General features: G+C 54.8%; 11 protein-coding genes and 1 pseudogene. 9 read left to right on the top strand and 3 right to left on the bottom strand.

Features of this window, described 5'->3' with window-relative positions:
- Positions 1–43: 43 nt before the first annotated feature.
- The gene (locus tag BUC01_RS25800) at positions 44–3,967 is read right to left on the bottom strand and encodes an aceric acid hydrolase (protein ID WP_073312793.1); all 3,924 of its coding nucleotides are present in this window, start codon (positions 3,965–3,967) and stop codon (positions 44–46) included.
- A gap of 240 nt (positions 3,968–4,207) precedes the next feature.
- The gene (locus BUC01_RS25795; protein ID WP_244895729.1) at positions 4,208–4,501 is read right to left on the bottom strand and encodes a hypothetical protein; all 294 of its coding nucleotides are present in this window, start codon (positions 4,499–4,501) and stop codon (positions 4,208–4,210) included.
- On the opposite strand from BUC01_RS25795, the pseudogene BUC01_RS25790 reads away from it, so the two are divergent.
- From BUC01_RS25790 to BUC01_RS26060, 5 genes and pseudogenes are all read left to right on the top strand, one after another.
- A pseudogene (locus BUC01_RS25790) lies at positions 4,446–5,147 on the top strand (fimbrillin family protein); the annotation flags it as partial. The gene BUC01_RS25795 and the pseudogene BUC01_RS25790 overlap by 56 nt on opposite strands.
- Positions 5,148–5,159: 12 nt before the next feature.
- A complete protein-coding gene (locus BUC01_RS25785) occupies positions 5,160–6,383 on the top strand; it encodes an InlB B-repeat-containing protein (RefSeq protein ID WP_243462764.1) in 1,224 nt (407 codons plus the stop codon).
- Between the two features lie 47 nt (positions 6,384–6,430).
- Complete coding sequence (locus tag BUC01_RS25780; protein ID WP_317044862.1) at positions 6,431–8,713, top strand: fimbrillin family protein; 2,283 nt, start codon at positions 6,431–6,433, stop codon at positions 8,711–8,713.
- A 51-nt stretch (positions 8,714–8,764) separates the two neighbouring features.
- Entirely contained in the window at positions 8,765–9,709 is a 945-nt protein-coding gene (locus tag BUC01_RS04140; RefSeq protein WP_025835434.1) for a hypothetical protein, read from the top strand.
- A gap of 197 nt (positions 9,710–9,906) precedes the next feature.
- On the top strand, positions 9,907–10,035 hold the full coding sequence (locus tag BUC01_RS26060; RefSeq protein WP_262484049.1) for a hypothetical protein: 129 nt from the start codon (positions 9,907–9,909) through the stop codon (positions 10,033–10,035).
- Between the two features lie 47 nt (positions 10,036–10,082).
- Here the strand turns inward: BUC01_RS26060 and BUC01_RS04130 are convergent, their stop codons facing one another.
- Complete coding sequence (locus BUC01_RS04130; RefSeq protein ID WP_073312791.1) at positions 10,083–11,063, bottom strand: Rpn family recombination-promoting nuclease/putative transposase; 981 nt, start codon at positions 11,061–11,063, stop codon at positions 10,083–10,085.
- A gap of 436 nt (positions 11,064–11,499) precedes the next feature.
- On the opposite strand from BUC01_RS04130, the gene BUC01_RS04125 reads away from it, so the two are divergent.
- The 4 genes from BUC01_RS04125 (at position 11,500) to BUC01_RS25060 (ending at position 17,158) form a co-directional block, all read left to right on the top strand.
- Positions 11,500–14,076, top strand: coding sequence for a glycoside hydrolase family 95 protein (locus BUC01_RS04125; RefSeq protein ID WP_073312789.1), 2,577 nt, complete (start codon positions 11,500–11,502; stop codon positions 14,074–14,076).
- A 13-nt stretch (positions 14,077–14,089) separates the two neighbouring features.
- Complete coding sequence (locus BUC01_RS04120) at positions 14,090–15,298, top strand: glycoside hydrolase family 88/105 protein (RefSeq protein WP_025835438.1); 1,209 nt, start codon at positions 14,090–14,092, stop codon at positions 15,296–15,298.
- 81 nt (positions 15,299–15,379) lie between these two features.
- On the top strand, positions 15,380–16,849 hold the full coding sequence (locus BUC01_RS04115; RefSeq protein ID WP_025835440.1) for a glycoside hydrolase family 140 protein: 1,470 nt from the start codon (positions 15,380–15,382) through the stop codon (positions 16,847–16,849).
- Between the two features lie 93 nt (positions 16,850–16,942).
- Entirely contained in the window at positions 16,943–17,158 is a 216-nt protein-coding gene (locus BUC01_RS25060) for a hypothetical protein (RefSeq protein ID WP_139261797.1), read from the top strand.
- The last annotated feature ends 29 nt before the right edge of the window (positions 17,159–17,187 follow it).

The raw sequence follows: 17,187 nt of genomic DNA, 5'->3' as shown, positions 1-17,187 counted from the left end.
ATGCCGAAAGGAAACCTTGATCCAGCGCTACGCTGGTAAATCATCATTTATTCTTCAAGTCTCTATATTCCTCTTCCAGCCCTGCCCGCTCACGGATTGCCGCATCCACTCCCGGCCCGTTATTCTCCCACACATTTCCGGGGCCGTTGGCGTTTTGCAGATACTTCTCCCCTTCCGTCCAGTTATCGCGGACGGTGATGAAAGACGAACCTTCATCGGTATAGAGATAGAACCAGTGGTTGGGGTCGTGCACATAACCCGGCTTATAAATGCTATGCACACAATTCTCCGTCACGTATGTCTTGGGCTGGGAACCTAACGTATAAATACCTGCCACATCGTACATGTGCTTCGCATAGTGATGGATCAGATTGGCATGAACCTGATTGTTCTTCATGCAATTCACAGTCTGCGTCCATCCCCAGCCGAGGCTGATGCCGCTATAGGGCACTTCGCATATTTCATTGTGCACGATATGGATGTCGCTTACATATCCCGCGGCAATGGCGAGGCAGCCCCAATCTTCGTTACCCGTCTCCGTAAAATAACAGTTCTCGATTCGTTGATGTGTACACACTTCGCGGCGGTCGGCAGGATCATACGGAAGATGTGTCTCGTGGGCAGCCGGGGAGAAACTCCCGACCAATAAGCCATTCCCCGCAATATCACGGAAAAGGCAACCACGGACGATTCCTCCATGCACCGCTTCTTCATAATCCAACCCTGTGGAGCCCAGATGTTCGAAACGGCAGCGTTCAAAGTCTATCACCCCGGCAGCAGCCACCCGGACTGCCGCCGCAGGACGTCCCAGCCAGCCCTGGTTATCCAATGGATGATTCCTGTAATCCCGTTTCATCTTCGGGGTGATGCGATACCCGTCCGTCAGATACATGCCGGCCTGAAGGGGGACGTGCCCTTTCGCAGAAGGACGCATCCAGGTGGTATGGGAGAAAGTGATCCGCTCGAAACGAAGATTAGTAACCGGGCGATCCAAAGTACCTTCAACTTGCACCAATGTCTCAATGGCAGGCACAACCGCTTCCGCCGATTGCATATCTTCTCCCTCACGCGGATAATAATAAAGTTTACGGGTATCTATATCATGATACCACTCTCCCGGAACATCCAGCAATTCGCGTGCATTGGTCAGATAGAAAGCTGAATTGTGCCCGTCGGTGGTTACCATGGGGCGCGGCCAGGGATGTTCAAACTGGATACGACTCTCGGGCTGATGGAAACGGACTGCCGCACTGTCTCCCAAAACCTGTACTGAACGAATCCGGAGATTGGCCACACACCACATCTGGTGAAGCACCATTTCGGCATATCTTGACTTTAACGCGCCTTTCCCATCCGTAATCTGACGGACGGCGGAGGCAGGCACATAAAGCGTCTCAGTCTTCTCGTCGATACAGCAAATGCGATGCATCCTCTCGAAGTTCTCCACATCACGGGCACGTGTGGCCTTCCGCCCGTCCACCCACAGTTGGCGGAAATCCAGCGGACGGCCATTGAACATCGGTACATCCGCCACCCATAGTTTTCCTTGTCTCTTCCAGTTTCTGATAGGCACACCTCCACTTAATACGGCATCCTCGCCCGGAACGGAACGGATAACGGTGGGCGATTCCCGCGTCCCGCTATCTTCGGGACGGATGAATACCGGTTCATAGAGAGGATAGGTACCACCCTCCATATACACTGTGATGCCTCCCTGCACATGATTATCTCCTGTCCGGCGCCATTCGCGTGCCTGACGCAGGGCGGAGGCCAGTGTTGCCTTTGGAGATTGGCGGGTGCCATCGTTCCGGTCATTTCCACGTGGGGAAACCCAGATGTCGCCTGCATGCCCCGCAAGGGTGAGGAGCGGCCTCCCCAGCGGCATCCAAACGGTCATCTCCCCTTTCCCCCTATTGCCCCAGGCATAATAAGGAATCAAGCGGATATCCACCGTCTTCGTGGCGGAACCGACAGGCCGGTAAAGTACCCCTTCCCAAGAATCGGATGAAACCAGACGGGCTTTGCCTTCAAGGGCGACAACCGGACTGCCCGCAACCGTCACTTTCTTTGGAACGAGTCTGATATCGGCAGGGATCAGTACATTGTCAATGCTTTCGCCACCTGCCATATCCGCACTCTCCAAGCAATATACCAGCGGCCCGCGCTTCACCACTACCTGATTGCGTATTTCCTCCGCCAGCGGATGGGCCTCAAGCAAGCGGACAGGCATATCCATCACCCACTCTACCACATCCCCCTTCTTCCAGGTACGTTTTACTTCCGCATACGTATTTGCTTTTGCGGCAACCGGAACCGGCTCTCCATTTACGGTGAGCGTGGCCTTCCCGCACCACTCCGGCACGCGGAGGAAAAGGGAGAACGCACCGGCCTTGCGGGGCACCCGGTCGAACTCTACACGTACATTGCCCTCCCAGGGATAAGCGGTCTTCTGCGTCAAAGCAATTTCCCCTTTATCTCTCCAGTTTGTAGTCAATACATTCGCGCCATACAAGTTGCAATAAATGCCTTCGGCACCCAGTGTATAAGCATAGTTCTGCGCCTGGCAGAGTGTACGCAGCGTATTGGGCGGGCAGCAGAAGCAACTGATATACTCCGTGCGCTCCTTCGGCCAGCGAAGTGTATAAGGCAGGCCGGCACTGATGCGGAGCGGATTCGTATAGAAGTACTTCTTACCGTCCAGACTGATACCACTCAGAACGCTGTTATAAAGACATGTCTCCACTATCTCCGCATACCTGGCATCTCCCGTCACCTCCAGCATGCGCCAGTTGAAAAGCATATTGCCGATGTTGGCGCAGGTTTCATTATGGGCTGTGCTATTGGGCAATTGATAAGGGCGGCCATAGCTTTGGTGTACCTTCTGAATACTATCCGGCTCATAGCAGGTGCCGTCGGGCGAAGTCCCGTCATAAAGGGCACCGCAAGCCCCGGTCACGTACATCTTCCGGGTGACGATGTCGTTCCAGATATGGGTCAGATTCTTCATCAACTGCTCTTCACCGGTTTCGGCATACACATCCGCCACCCCGGCATACAGGTAATTGGCACGCACCGCATGCCCCATCGCCCGGTATTGTTCACGGAAAGGAATGCGGTCCTGATTATCATCCGTACCATTTTCCACCATTCCCCGGATATCTATCAGATTCTTCGACAGTTCCAGGTAACGCGGATTCCCCGTGGCGCGGTACATCTCGACTACGCCCATATAATGGGAAGGGCAGATGGCGTTACGGGCCAATTCGGCGGAAGCGGTCTCATAGAAATGACAAAGGAAATCGGTGGCACGGACGGCTGCCTCAAAAAGGGTGGTCTTCCCGGTGGCACGGCGGTGGACGATAGCGGCCATCATCAGATGTCCCAGGTTGTAGGTTTCAAAGTTCAGCCGGTTGGCAAAGGCTCCTTTCTCGTCTTCGGCACCCACCTTGGTTCCGATGACTGTTTGCCCGTGCGTCTCTTCCGGCAGGGCATGGGTGTCGATGCCTTTGTTCAGTTCGCCGATGATGACCGGGGTATGGATATATCCGTCCGCCCGCTGGGCTTTTACGACGCAGGCTATGAAACGGTCCATCAGTTTGTCCAGTTCGGGGTCTTTGTTGACGGCATAGACTGAGGCTACGCCTTCCATCCATTTATACATGTCGCCGTCGTGGAAGGGCGGCCCCCAGTGTTCGCCCTGGCTGATGCCGGCGGCAATCTCGAAGTTGCGGAATCCGTGGGAGACGTCGGGTGTGTTCCAGGTGTTCCACATGCTTTGCAGGGAGGTGCGGCTGAACACGTCGAAACGTTCTGCCCAGAAGCCATCCGTCCAGTGCACGGCGTCGATGCCGGTGTTCACCATCCGGGCGTAGCGGCTCCGGCTCATGTCCGTCAGTCCGTTGCTCTGTGCGAGTGCTCCCGTGACGGAGGCGGAAGCTAAGAGAAGTATCAGTTTAATCTGTCTCATGAATAGGGGGTCGGTTGGTACATACTATATTCTAAAAGAGGAGACGAAACAGCCCGTGTTTTGTACTCAATAGAGGAAGCGCCGGGCGCACCGGCATGCCGCCAGGCTATTTCCGCAGTATCTCAAAGGGGGGAAACAGTGCATTGTAACTCATTGCGGCACAAGCGATTCCTATTTTGGGAGTTTAAATACCTATTTTGAGAGTTCACTTTCAAATGCTTTACCTACCTTCATCCCGGCTTACGACAAAGCCGGGGTGAAACCGGGCACACTAAGCACATTCATAGCATCGGAATTATAAACTCTAAAAGACAGATAACACATGAAACCATTCACATCCATCCGCCACATTGCCGCCATCTCCGTTGCGGCAATCTCCCTCCTCCTGACCGCAGGATGCAACGGGGAGGAAAACGAACCCGGAGGCAACACCTCGAACGCAGCCATCATCACCGCTTCTGTCGGCAAGGCAGACAACGTGGTGTCCTCCCGCGCCGCAGACACGGCGTGGGATGTCGATGACTGTATCGGCATTTCCACCTCTTCCGTGAAGGGGAAGACAAACTATGTCAATATCCGCTACAAGACCGACGGCAGTGTGTTCAGCCCCGTACCCGGTGCGGCGGGCGAAGACAACACCATCTACTTTCAGGACAAGTCCCCCACAACCTTCACCGCTTACTACCCCTACGAGGGCGCGAACGGCACCAAGCCCGGCAACAACGGCGTCATCACGAAAAACCTCACCGCCGCCGACCAGAGCCCGGAGAACCTGCCCGCCATCGACTACCTCTGGGCGCAACAGACAGCCCAAAGCAGCAACCCGAAGGTCGATTTCCGGTTTTCACACCGCATGAGCCGCCTCATCCTGAACTTCAAGGCGGGTGCCGGAACAACACTCCCGACAAGCGGGCTGACCTACACCCTCACCCAACTGGCAACGGAGGGAACCTTCAACACCTCCACCGGTGAAGCCAAAGCCACAGGCACGGTGTCCAACCTCGAAAACCTGCCCACCTCCACCACCGGGGGACGGATCACAGGCATCGCCATCCTCTGGCCGCAGGCGGTAAGCTCCATGCGCCTGCAACTGAAGCTGGGCGATACCACCTTCGGCGCCGCGCTCACTTTCCCGACCGGCACGGCAGGCGAAGCCCTTGCCCCCTCCACCTCCTATACCTTTAATGTGACCGTGGAGCGCACCGGCATCACAGTTGGCCAAGCCGATATTGATGACTGGACGAGCGGCGGCAGCAAGGACATCACCCTGCAGGAAGCCCGCACCCTGACCTTCGACCCCAACGGCGGCAGCGGCACGATAGCGGGCGACAAAGTCTTTGAAGGCGCTGCGGTACTCCTGCCCGACGGCAACGGTCTGACACCCCCAAGCGGCAAAACCTTTGTGGGATGGAACACCCTGCCCGGAGGCGGCGGCGAGTTTTATGCTGCGGGCAGCACGCTGACGATGCCTGCCGGAGACCTCACCCTCTATGCCCTATGGTCGGGCAACGGCTCTGCCGAAGACAATCCGATTCTTATCACGGATGCGAAGGGGATGAAGGAGATCGGGGCGAGTGACGAAAGTCGGAAGAAGCATTACCGCCTCTGCAACGACCTGGTGCTCGATGACTGGGAGGCTATCTATTACGGCTATGGAGTCGGTCAAGGTTGGGCTTTCTCGGGAACATTCGATGGCGGAGGTCATACCGTTACTCTCAATGGGGTGAAGCCCATACGGGCACAATTCAACAACGCCAGCGGTTACTTTATGTCTCTCTTTGTCGAGATTCAAGGAGAAGCGCGCCGCCTGCGGGTGGACGGGCAGATAACGGTGAACGGCACGGATGAAAACGCAGATTACTACGCGGGAGGAATCTGCGGGTATAACGACGGCACCGTTACCGATTGCATCTCCAACGTCACGGTGACTGCAACGGGAAAGATGGGTATCCTTCATGCCGGAAGCATCGCGGGATACAATGACGGTGGTCGCATCTTTAATTGTTATGCCACCGGAAAGATAGAAAGTACGGCTACTACCCAGTACGTCTCTTTGGGAGGCATTGCAGGAGATAGCAACGACCGTATAGCCAACTGCGCCGCACTCAACAGCAATATATCAGGCAAGGATGGGCAGACGAATACCTACATCCACCGTATTACAGGAAGCACTGGCGGTTACATAGTCAACAACTATGCCTCGGCAACACTGTCCGCTTCCGGAGATAAAGGACTCGATAAACCGGACGGCGCGGATTGCGATGCCAAGCCCGCCGCCTCGTGGTGGAAGGAACCGGGTAGATGGGCGAATAGCTACACAACTCTCGCCGGCAACACCTACTCCCTCACCCCTTGGAATTTCGGCACCACCTGGGAAGTCACCGACGGCAACCTGCCCATGCTCCTTCGCAAGTAGCCGCGCCCGCCATTCATCAAGAACAAGAAATAAAAGCATAAGAGAACATGAATATACACAACCATACCCTCCCGAAAGCCATCCGGCGGCACAGCATCCGCCGGTGGCTTGCCACGGCGACAACGATGACGGCAATGCTGACGGCGACACTGGCAACCCTCACGGGGTGCAGCGCGGACAACGATCCGGAAACAGCCATCGGCGGTGACGGTACCTCCGTCACCTTCGGCGCCACCATCGCCGCACGCGAAGGGCACGACAACGGCAATGCTCCCGCTTCACGTGCCATCCCCGACGGAACCTTCGAGGAAGGCGACCAGATTCTCGTCCACATGGACGGCAAGCTGAAAGCCTTCGTTTACAGCACAGCCCGTGGCTTTGTGCACGACCCCAGCAATAAAGGCGCGAACGTCGACCCCACACCTCCCGTGTGGCAAGACGGAGAAGCCGAAAAAAGCCTCCTTGCTTACGGTCCCACGGCCTGTATCTCTTCTGCAGGGGACGGAGCGTTCTTATACGAAGTCTATGTAAGTGCAGCACAGAATGATGACCGTGAGTATAAGTATAGCGATTATGTCTATACCGCACAGACACTCTACCGCAGCAATCCCGCGCTTAGTTTCCGCCACGGCATGGCGCGCGTCGTCCTGCGGTTGCGTTCCGGCGGCTCCCTCACGGATGAGGACGTGGTAGGCGCCTCCGTGCTGTTGGGCGACAAGAACCTTTTTACAAGAGCGGACATCGACCCGCAGAACGGGACATTGACAGCCCATAAGCCTGAACCTAATGGCTTGCAACCGCAAACCATCACGCCCCACCGCTGTGCCGACACCCCCACGGGCTACGTCGTAGCTTACGAAGCCCTGATGCCCCCGCAGGACGTAAGCGGGAAAGCATTCATCAAAGTCCGGCTCTCCGATGGCACCGAACTGGGGCATATGGCGGCGAGCGGCAGCATGCTGAAGGGCGGACACGAATACGTCTACAACGTGACCGTGGAGGCGAACCGCCTGGCAGTGACGGTGACCGGCAGCGACGTGCCCTGGCAGGACGGCATCCTTACCACGAAGATTGACAAGAAGGAGTTCCGGCTGATTCGCACGGCGGAAGACCTGGCACGGTTTGCCCGCGATGTGAACGGCGACGGGGTGACGGGCAACACGGCACAGACCGAACTCAACGCCCTGCAAACGGCGGACATCGACCTGCAAGACCTTGCCCGGTCCGCCCACCCCGACTTGCAAAAGCTGGCGGAGGACTGGGTGCCGATAGGCAGCAAGGTAGGCGTCTACGCTCCCACCTACGAAGGCATCTATTGCGGCAACGGGTATACCATCTCGGGGCTGCGCATCAAATCCAATCACGGGACGGGTAATAACGGGCTCTTCGGCTCTATCACTGGCAACGCCTTGCTGACGGGCATCCACCTGCGGGATGTACGGATAACGGGCACGACTGGCTTATGCACCGGCGCTCTTGCCGGCTATGTCCATAGCGGAACGGTGACCCTTTGCTCGGCGGAGGGAACGATAGAAGCCACATTGTCCGGCAGTAGCGCCAGGTTCGGCGGGCTGGTGGGCGAGAGCGACGGCTGTTCCATCAACCGTTGCCGCACGAAGGTGAACATCAAGGCGGATGTGACGCTGAAAGGCGACGGCTGGGCCTATGCGGGGGGAATCGTGGGAGATAATCGCGAGGCTAGTACCCTCTTTGCCTGCCAGTCCGAGGGCGAGGTGAGCCTCACCGGGGCGGGGACATCGACGGATACTCAGGCCCTCTGCGCCGGGGGGATAGCCGGACGCAACAGTTACGCCAGCGAACCCAATGATTCCTACATCCAAGCATGCATGGCGACGGGCAACGTAAGTGTCACCTATACGGGCACCGATGCCGTGAACGCTTATGCCGGTGGGCTGGTGGGGTATAACAAGGATAGGGGATACCTCCAATACAGTTATGCCCGGGGTACAGCCACAGCCGCCACCACAGGCAGCAAGGCAAAAGGTTATGCAGGCGCTATTATAGGGGGATATAATAACGATAGGAACACAAATCTTTGTTTCGGTGCGGGAAACGGAGGCGCCGGGACGTCGGGGCTTGAGGCGGCATCAGGGGATATTGTCTATAACAGGTCGCCGGGAGAGAGGGAGATAAGGAATGTAATAGTGCAGAGTGGCATCAATTACCCTGTATCCACCACCCTCTACGATGCCTCCGCCACGCCTGCCTACGGCATCAGTGTAAGTGGTTGGAGGATGCATTTGGATAATATCTGGCTCACCACCGACCCCACCTGGCCCGCACTCGATATGGAATACAACGGCTATTAACAATCCCCTCAATCCACCTGATTTATAAACTTGCAAAAACAATATAACCCTATGATACGCAACATCTTCTTACTCGTGCTCTCCGCCCTCGCGGCGTGGAGCTGCACCGCCACCGACGACGAAATGCCCCAAGGCCCCGCCAACGGAACCCAACCGGCAGACGCCCGAAACTCACTCTGCATCACCATCGCCCCGAAGCCCGCATTCACCCAGGCAGCCATCACCATGCCCGACGGGAAAAACAGTACAAACACCCGAGCACTGCAGACGGAAAAGGAGACGAAGTGGGAAAAGGGGGATGTGGTGTGGCTGTATGCCAGTTTCACTACTGGAAGTGGGGAAAGACCCTACTACTCCGCCTTAAAATACACCGGCACCACATGGCGCTACCTCACCGAGAACGAAGCCGACGAGTTCGGACTAAAGACCTTCGGCAGCTATCACTTCAACCGCACCCTTATCTACGACAACCTCGGAGGAAGTGGCAAATTCATAAGTGTAAAAATCTACGCCTACTACACAGGCAATGGCAAGCCGGACAAGAACGGGATAATCACTATCCCGTCTCCCGATAGCGGCACCTCCGTCCCGGTGATGCAGGCGTCCAGTGTTTCCGGCGATTTTAGCCGGCCCCTCACGCTCAGCTTCACCTACCGATGCTCCCGCCTGCGCATCCCTGCCGGATACAGCCTGGAGATGGAAAATTACGGATACTACGCGAGTTATCAGCTTGGAGACATGTCCTTGCCTGGTCCGAACTACTCTACCACCCCTCTCCAACTCTCCGCCGCCGACAAGGACAGGGATGTCTTCCTCCTCCCGGTGGCGGACGCCAACGGCACCCCCGTCCCCGTCACCCTCACCCTTAACGGCGGCGCAAAATGGACCTTCACGCCCCAGCTCCCCACCGGCACCGGCAGTGTCACCGACTACTACGGCCAGTCCTACACCCTTCCCGCCCTCGGAAGCGGCAGCGTGACGCCCGGAGGGATGTAAAAAACAGAATCTCTCTTCAATGAACCGCCCTGCCCCTCCTCTCCATCGGCAGAGTTCCCGAAAGGAGACGCAAAAGGCAGGGCGTTTTATGAACCCGCAAAGCCGACGGAAAACTCCTTGCGCAAGGAGCAAAAAATGGAAGCGCAAGGAGTTAAAAATGGAAGCGCAAGCATTTTTAAACGGAAGCGCAAGCATTTTTGAACGGAAGCGCAAGGAGTTTTGAGTGCCTGCCTCTTGACACCCGCCGTGCCATCGTAGTAAAGAATGAAATCCCCTCCACGCAGACCGGGGCAGGCAGCGTGGAGGGGATTTTCGGTGTTACGTAACCGGCTATAAACCGGATTGCAAATTTAGAGTCTTTCTATGTCTTAATTCAAAGTCTTTCTATGTCTTCGATGGGTAAACCCGTCACTTGGTGGATGACTGCGGAGGGGATGTTCAGGGATTTCATCGTTCGGGCATTCTCTATTTTCTCTTCTTGTCTGCCTTCCTGCATACCTTTCTGCATACCTTCTGCCAAACCTTCCTGTTTGCCTTCTGCCAGCCCTTTCTGTCTGCCTTCTGCCAGCCCTTCCTGCCTGCCTTCCGCCAAACCTGCCTGTCTGCCTTCTTCTCTTCCTTCATCCGCCGCTGTACTCAGCACATCATTCTGAATCATCACGGCATTGATATGTTCGTCATACGCCAATTGTTCCGCCCTGTCCATATTATAATAAATCAGTTTGCGGCGTGCCTCTTCCAGCCCGGGAGCTTTCGTATCGGGGCGAATGATACCGGTTTTCAGATACTCTATCCACTCCTCAAGCGGGGTGACGGCCACCTTGTTGAACTCATTCACACGAATCAGGAAGTATTCGGGGAAGATTTCAGCGGGCAACTTGCGCACGATGGCGTCCTTCTCTTTGGTAGTGACCTCCAGAAAATCGCCCGTATGCACGCCCACAAAGGAGTTCTGACCGTGGTACAGGTAATCGTTCCCCTTGCCAATGTCGAAATAGAGAATGCTGATGGAGTACACTTTCTTCACTTGGGAGTAAAGCTCTCCCAGCTCGATATGCTCCGTGATGGCCTTGGCAACGCCGAAGAGGATGCGCTCCAAGTAGTATATCTCGCGCGTGTTCTGCACCTCGACGATGATGATTTCGTCCTTGCTGTTGCGCGCCTTGATGTCCACGCGGTTGAATTTGTCGTTTTCACGTTGCTGGTTACCCTCGCTTTCCAGTATCTCGACGATGCGGATAGGCTCGCCCAGCAACACGGTGAGGAAACCTTCGAGCACGCCGAAGTTGGCTTTGTTGCGCAGCAAGCGCTTCACCGCCCAGTCGAATCGTATATATCTGTCTTTCTGTACCATAACCTTTGTTTTAGAGTTTCTGTCTTGGTCTTCCGATTACGCACAAAGGTAAGCATAATTTCTGTTCCCGACATGCCGGGAAGCAATAATTTATTTCATTCCTACGCGGTTATGAATTAATTCACCACAGAGTAACACAGGGTATCACAGAGTTTAATCAATTTGAAATCAAAAGAATAGAACTCCGTGAGACTCTGTGTTACTCTGTGGTGAAAACTCATTACTTTCCCGTTATTAATATATTTTAGACACGGATTACACGGATTGCACTGTTGCAGTATATAAAAACAACAGTGTAATCCGTGTAATCCGTGTCTAAAATATCGCTTATCATTTGCCTCTTTTTCTTTTCCGTTGTCAGCAACTCCCCCCCTGGGTACAAAATTCTCCTTCATCCGTCATCTTACCATAAACTATAAAGCAACACCGAAAGACAATGAACAGAAAGAGATTCATCAACTGTCTGTTAGTCCTGTTATCTGCGGGGTGCCTCCGGGCACAAGCCCCACATACCTCCGCACAGGAATACAAACTCTGGTACGACCGCCCCGCACAAGTCTGGACGGAAGCCCTCCCTTTAGGGAACGGACGGTTAGGAGCCATGGTATACGGCACGCCCGCCACGGAGCAGATACAACTGAACGAAGAAACCATCTGGGCGGGACGTCCCAATAACAACGCCAACCCCAATGCACTGGAATACATTCCCCGGGTACGCGACCTGGTATTTGCCGGCAAATATCTCGAAGCACAGACCCTCGCCACCGAGAAGGTAATGGCAAAGACCAATTCGGGAATGCCCTATCAAAGCTTCGGCGACCTGCGGATCGCGTTTCCCGGACACACCCGCTACACAAACTATTACCGGGAGTTGAGCCTCGATTCCGCCCGTACACTCGTCCGCTATGAAGTGGACGGAGTGCAGTATCGGCGCGAAACCATCACTTCATTCACCGACCAGGTAGTCATGGTACGCCTCACCGCCAACCGTCCGGGACGGATTACTTTCAATGCCCAACTCACCTCCCCCCATCAGGATGTCGTCATCACTTCCGAAGCTGCGGGTATCACTCCCGAAGCCGCCAACATCGGAAACACCTCCCCCCTCCTCCCCTGCGTAACACTTTCCGGCGTATCTTCCCTGCACGAAGGTCTGAAAGGCAAGGTGGAGTTTCAAGGAAGACTGACCGCCCGGAACACCGGCGGCCGGATGTCGTGTGCCGACGGTGTGCTTTCCGTGGAAGGAGCCGACGAAGCCACCGTCTACGTCTCCATCGCCACCAACTTCAATAACTATCAGGACATCACAGGCAATCCCTCCGAACGTGCCAAAGATTATCTGGCAACAGCAACGGCACATTCATTCGCCGAAGCCCGGAAGAGCCATACGGACTTCTATCGCCGATACCTGACACGCGCCTCTCTCGATTTAGGAGACAACCGCTACGAACACGTGACCACCGACAAGCGCGTGGAGAACTTCAAGCAGACCAATGACGCGCATCTGGTGGCCACCTACTTCCAGTTCGGACGTTACCTCCTGATCTGTTCATCCCAACCCGGCGGGCAACCCGCCAATCTTCAGGGAATCTGGAACGACAAGCTCTTCCCCTCCTGGGACAGCAAATATACCTGCAACATCAACCTCGAAATGAACTATTGGCCCTCGGAAGTCACCAATCTGAGCGAACTGAACGAACCCCTGTTCCGTCTGATACGCGAAGTCAGCGAAACAGGCCGCGAAACCGCCCGCATCATGTATGGAGCCAATGGCTGGGTGCTGCATCACAACACCGATATATGGCGCATCACGGGCGCAGTGGACAAAGCCCCGTCAGGCTTATGGCCCGGCGGCGGCGCATGGCTCTGCCGGCATCTTTGGGAACGTTACCTCTACACCGGAGACACCGGATTCCTGCGCTCCGTCTATCCCATCCTGAGAGAGTCCGGACGCTTCTTCGACGAAATCATGGTGAAGGAACCTGCGCACAACTGGCTGGTGGTCTGTCCCAGCAACTCACCCGAGAACGTGCATTCGGGCAGTAACGGCAAGTCTACCACAGCTGCCGGATGCACCCTCGACAACCAATTGATATTCGACCTTTGGACGGCCATCATCTCCGCCACGGAGATATTGGGAACGGAGACGCCGGAGACGGGGATGTCGGGGACAGGGATGCCGGGAACGGAAGTCTCGGCTACAGACCGTGAGTTTGCCGCACGGCTCTCCCGCCGCCTCTCCGAAATGCCTCCCATGCAAGTGGGCCGTTGGGGTCAGCTACAGGAATGGATGCACGACTGGGATGACCCGAACGACGTACACCGTCATGTGTCCCATCTCTACGGCCTCTTCCCCAGCAACCAGATATCCCCTTACCGCACCCCCGGACTCTTTGATGCCGCCCGCACCTCACTCATCCACCGCGGCGACCCCTCCACCGGTTGGAGCATGGGATGGAAAGTCTGCCTGTGGGCACGCCTCCTCGACGGCGACCATGCCTACAAACTGATTACAGACCAGCTGACCCTCGTGCGTAATGAAAAGAAGAAAGGAGGCACCTACCCCAACCTGTTCGATGCACACCCGCCCTTCCAGATCGACGGAAACTTCGGCTGTACCGCAGGCATCATCGAGATGCTGATGCAGAGCCACGACGGCTTCATCTACCTTCTGCCCGCACTCCCCACGCTCTGGCGGGAGGGCACAGTCCGCGGCATCATCGCCCGCGGCGGCTTCGAACTGGATCTCAGTTGGAAAAACGGGAAAGTGAAGCGTCTGGTGGTAAAATCTCATAAAGGAGGCAATTGCCGCCTTCGCTCAGCGAGTCCGTTGACAGGCAAAGGTCTGAAACGTGCCAAAGGTGAGAATCCCAACCCGCTTTATGCAGTTCCCGTCATTGCCCGGCCGTTAATCAGCCCCGAAGCCAAGTTGAACAAAGTGGAAATAGCAAAGACTTATTTATACGATCTGCCCACCCAGGCAGGACAAGAATATACATTGATTGGAAACTAAATACTGAACTCATATGAATCGTATCTCACTGAAACTACTGACGGTGTGCGGAATTGCCTGTTTCATGGCCTGCACAGCCACCCAAAAACCAAAGACCGAGAAATGGAGCGAGCGCATGGCACGCTCCGAAATGGAGCGTTTCCCCGAACCCTGGATGATTGAAAAGGCTCGGACACCCCGCTGGGGATATACCCATGGCCTGGTAGTAAAGTCCATGCTCGAAGAATGGAAGCATACGGGCGACAGCACCTACTACGACTACGCCAAAATCTATGCCGACAGCCTGATTGACGCCGACGGACGCATCCTGACCATGAAATATCTTTCATTCAACATCGACAACGTCAATGCCGGAAAGATTCTCTTCGACTTCTATGCCCGGACGGGAGATGAACGCTATAAAATAGCCATGGACACCTTGCGCAAACAAATGAGGGAGCAACCCCGCACAAGCGAAGGCGGTTTTTGGCACAAGCTGAGGTATCCGCATCAGATGTGGCTGGACGGTATCTTTATGGCCTCTCCTTATCTGGCGCAATATGGCGCCACTTTCGGGGAGCCGGCCCTGCAGGACGAAGCTGTGAAACAAATTCTACTTATAGCCCGCAAGACCCACGATCCTGCAACCGGACTCTACTACCACGGCTGGGACGAGAGCCGCGAACAGAAATGGGCGAATCCCGAGACAGGTTGTTCACCCAACTTCTGGAGTCGCAGCATCGGATGGTACGGAGCCGCCATAGTGGATGTATTGGATTACTTACCACAAGAAACCGCAGGACGTGACAGTGTACTACAAATTCTGCAAGGTCTGGCACAGGCAATGGTGAAGTATCAGGACCCGCAATCCGGAACCTGGTATCAAGTGACCGACCAGGGAGCACGCAAGGGTAATTATCTGGAATCATCAGCCACCGCCCTGTTCGTGTACACACTTGCCAAAGCCATCAACCGGGGATATATCGGAAATGAATACATCGCCCCCGTGCAGAAAGCATTCGACGGCATGACCCGTGAGTTCACCCGTCTTGAAGAGGACGACACTTACACCCTGACCAATTGCTGCGCCGTAGCCGGACTGGGCGGGAACTCCGGAAAGTATCGTGACGGCTCGTTCGAGTATTACATTGGCGAACCCGTGATAGAGAATGATCCCAAATCCGTAGGGGCGTTCATATTGGCGGCAATAGAATATGAACGAATGAAAGAAAGAGCAAAATGATAATTTAGCGGCTTTGCCGCTAAATTATCATTTAACTAACATCACCCAAATAACAATAACCCAATAATAACTCAAATCGTAATGAAAACATTCAAACTAATCCCTTTTCTTCTACTTTTGCTGACTGTGGCAATGCCCGCCTCTGCACAGAAGAAAACACAGAAAACGTATATCCCCTGGAACAATGGCAAACTAATGGTCTCCGAAGAAGGCCGCTATCTGAAACATGAAAACGGCACTCCCTTCTTCTGGCTGGGCGAAACCGGATGGCTACTGCCCCAGCGCCTGAACCGCGATGAAGCCGAGTATTATCTGGAACAGTGCAAACAACGGGGATATAACGTCATTCAAGTTCAGACTCTGAACAATGTCCCCTCCATAAACGCCTACGGACAATATTCCATGACCGACGGCTACAACTTCAAGAACATCAACCGCCCGGGCGTCTACGGCTATTGGGACCATATGGACTACATCATCCGCACCGCTGCCCGTAAAGGCATCTACATCGGCATGGTCTGCATCTGGGGAAGCCCCGTCAGCCGTGGCGAAATGACCGTAGACCAAGCCAAGGCTTACGGCAAATTCCTCGCCGAGCGCTACAAAGACGAGCCGAATATCATCTGGTTCATCGGAGGTGATATTCGTGGCGACGTAAAAACCGCCGAATGGGAAGCTCTCGCCACCTCCATCAAAGCAATAGACAAGAACCACCTGATGACCTTCCACCCACGCGGCCGCACCACTTCCTCAACGTGGTTCAATGCCGCTCCCTGGCTGGACTTCAACATGTTCCAAAGCGGGCATCGCCGCTACGGACAACGTTTCGGTGACGGTGATTATCCGATTGAAGAGAATACCGAAGAAGATAACTGGCGCTTCGTAGAACGCAGTATGGGCACAAACCCCATGAAACCCGTCATCGACGGTGAGCCTATCTACGAGGAAATTCCTCACGGTCTGCACGATGAGAATGAGCTGCGCTGGAAAGATTACGATGTGCGCCGTTATGCCTACTGGTCGGTATTTGCCGGTTCCTTCGGACATACCTACGGTAATAATTCCATCATGCAGTTCCTCAAACCCGGTGTTGGCGGTGCATACGGTGCAAAGGAACCTTGGTACGATGCCCTGAACAATCCGGGCTTTAACCAAATGAAGTATCTCAAAAACCTGATGCTAACTTTCCCCTTCTTCGAACGTGTACCCGACCAGTCCATCATTGCCGGCACAAACGGAGAACGCTACGACCGTGCCATCGCCACACGCGGCAAAGATTATCTGATGGTGTACAACTACACCGGACGCCCGATGAAAGTAGATTTCAGCAAAATCAGCGGTGCCAGAAAGAATGCCTGGTGGTATACCACCAAAGACGGCAAACTGGAATATATCGGTGAGTTTGACAATGGAATACACAATTTCCAGCACGATAGCGGCTACAGCAGCGGAAACGATCATATCCTGATTGTAGTGGACAGCAGTAAAGACTATGTAAATAAGGAATGGGACGAACTGCCCGATGCACAACAGCGATGGGAGAAAAAGTAAGTGCAACGTCACTACATCAATGATAATTTAGCAGCGTGCATTTCCTAAGCCTGTAAGGCTTTTATCTTACAGCCCAGGGTAACACCCTGGGTAATGGATGATCCCACAATCTTACGCCCTGTAAGGGCAAAAGCCCATGTGGGCTGTTATGCCCTTACAGGGCGCAAAGAGAAACACATGGCAATCCCCCAGGGCGTTGCCCTGGGCTATAAGATAAAAGGCTTTCAGCCTACCAGGTACTATCACGTCAATGAGTATGCCGAAAGGGAACCTTGCTCCAGCGCTACGCCGCTAAATTATCATTTATAAAAGCAATCTTGAACTATTACTCAATATCA

The sequence above is a fragment of the Bacteroides stercorirosoris genome, from assembly GCF_900142015.1.
Classification (GTDB): domain Bacteria; phylum Bacteroidota; class Bacteroidia; order Bacteroidales; family Bacteroidaceae; genus Bacteroides; species Bacteroides stercorirosoris.
Note: the sequence above shows the minus strand (reverse complement) of the source record. Positions and strands in the feature narration are given on the sequence as shown.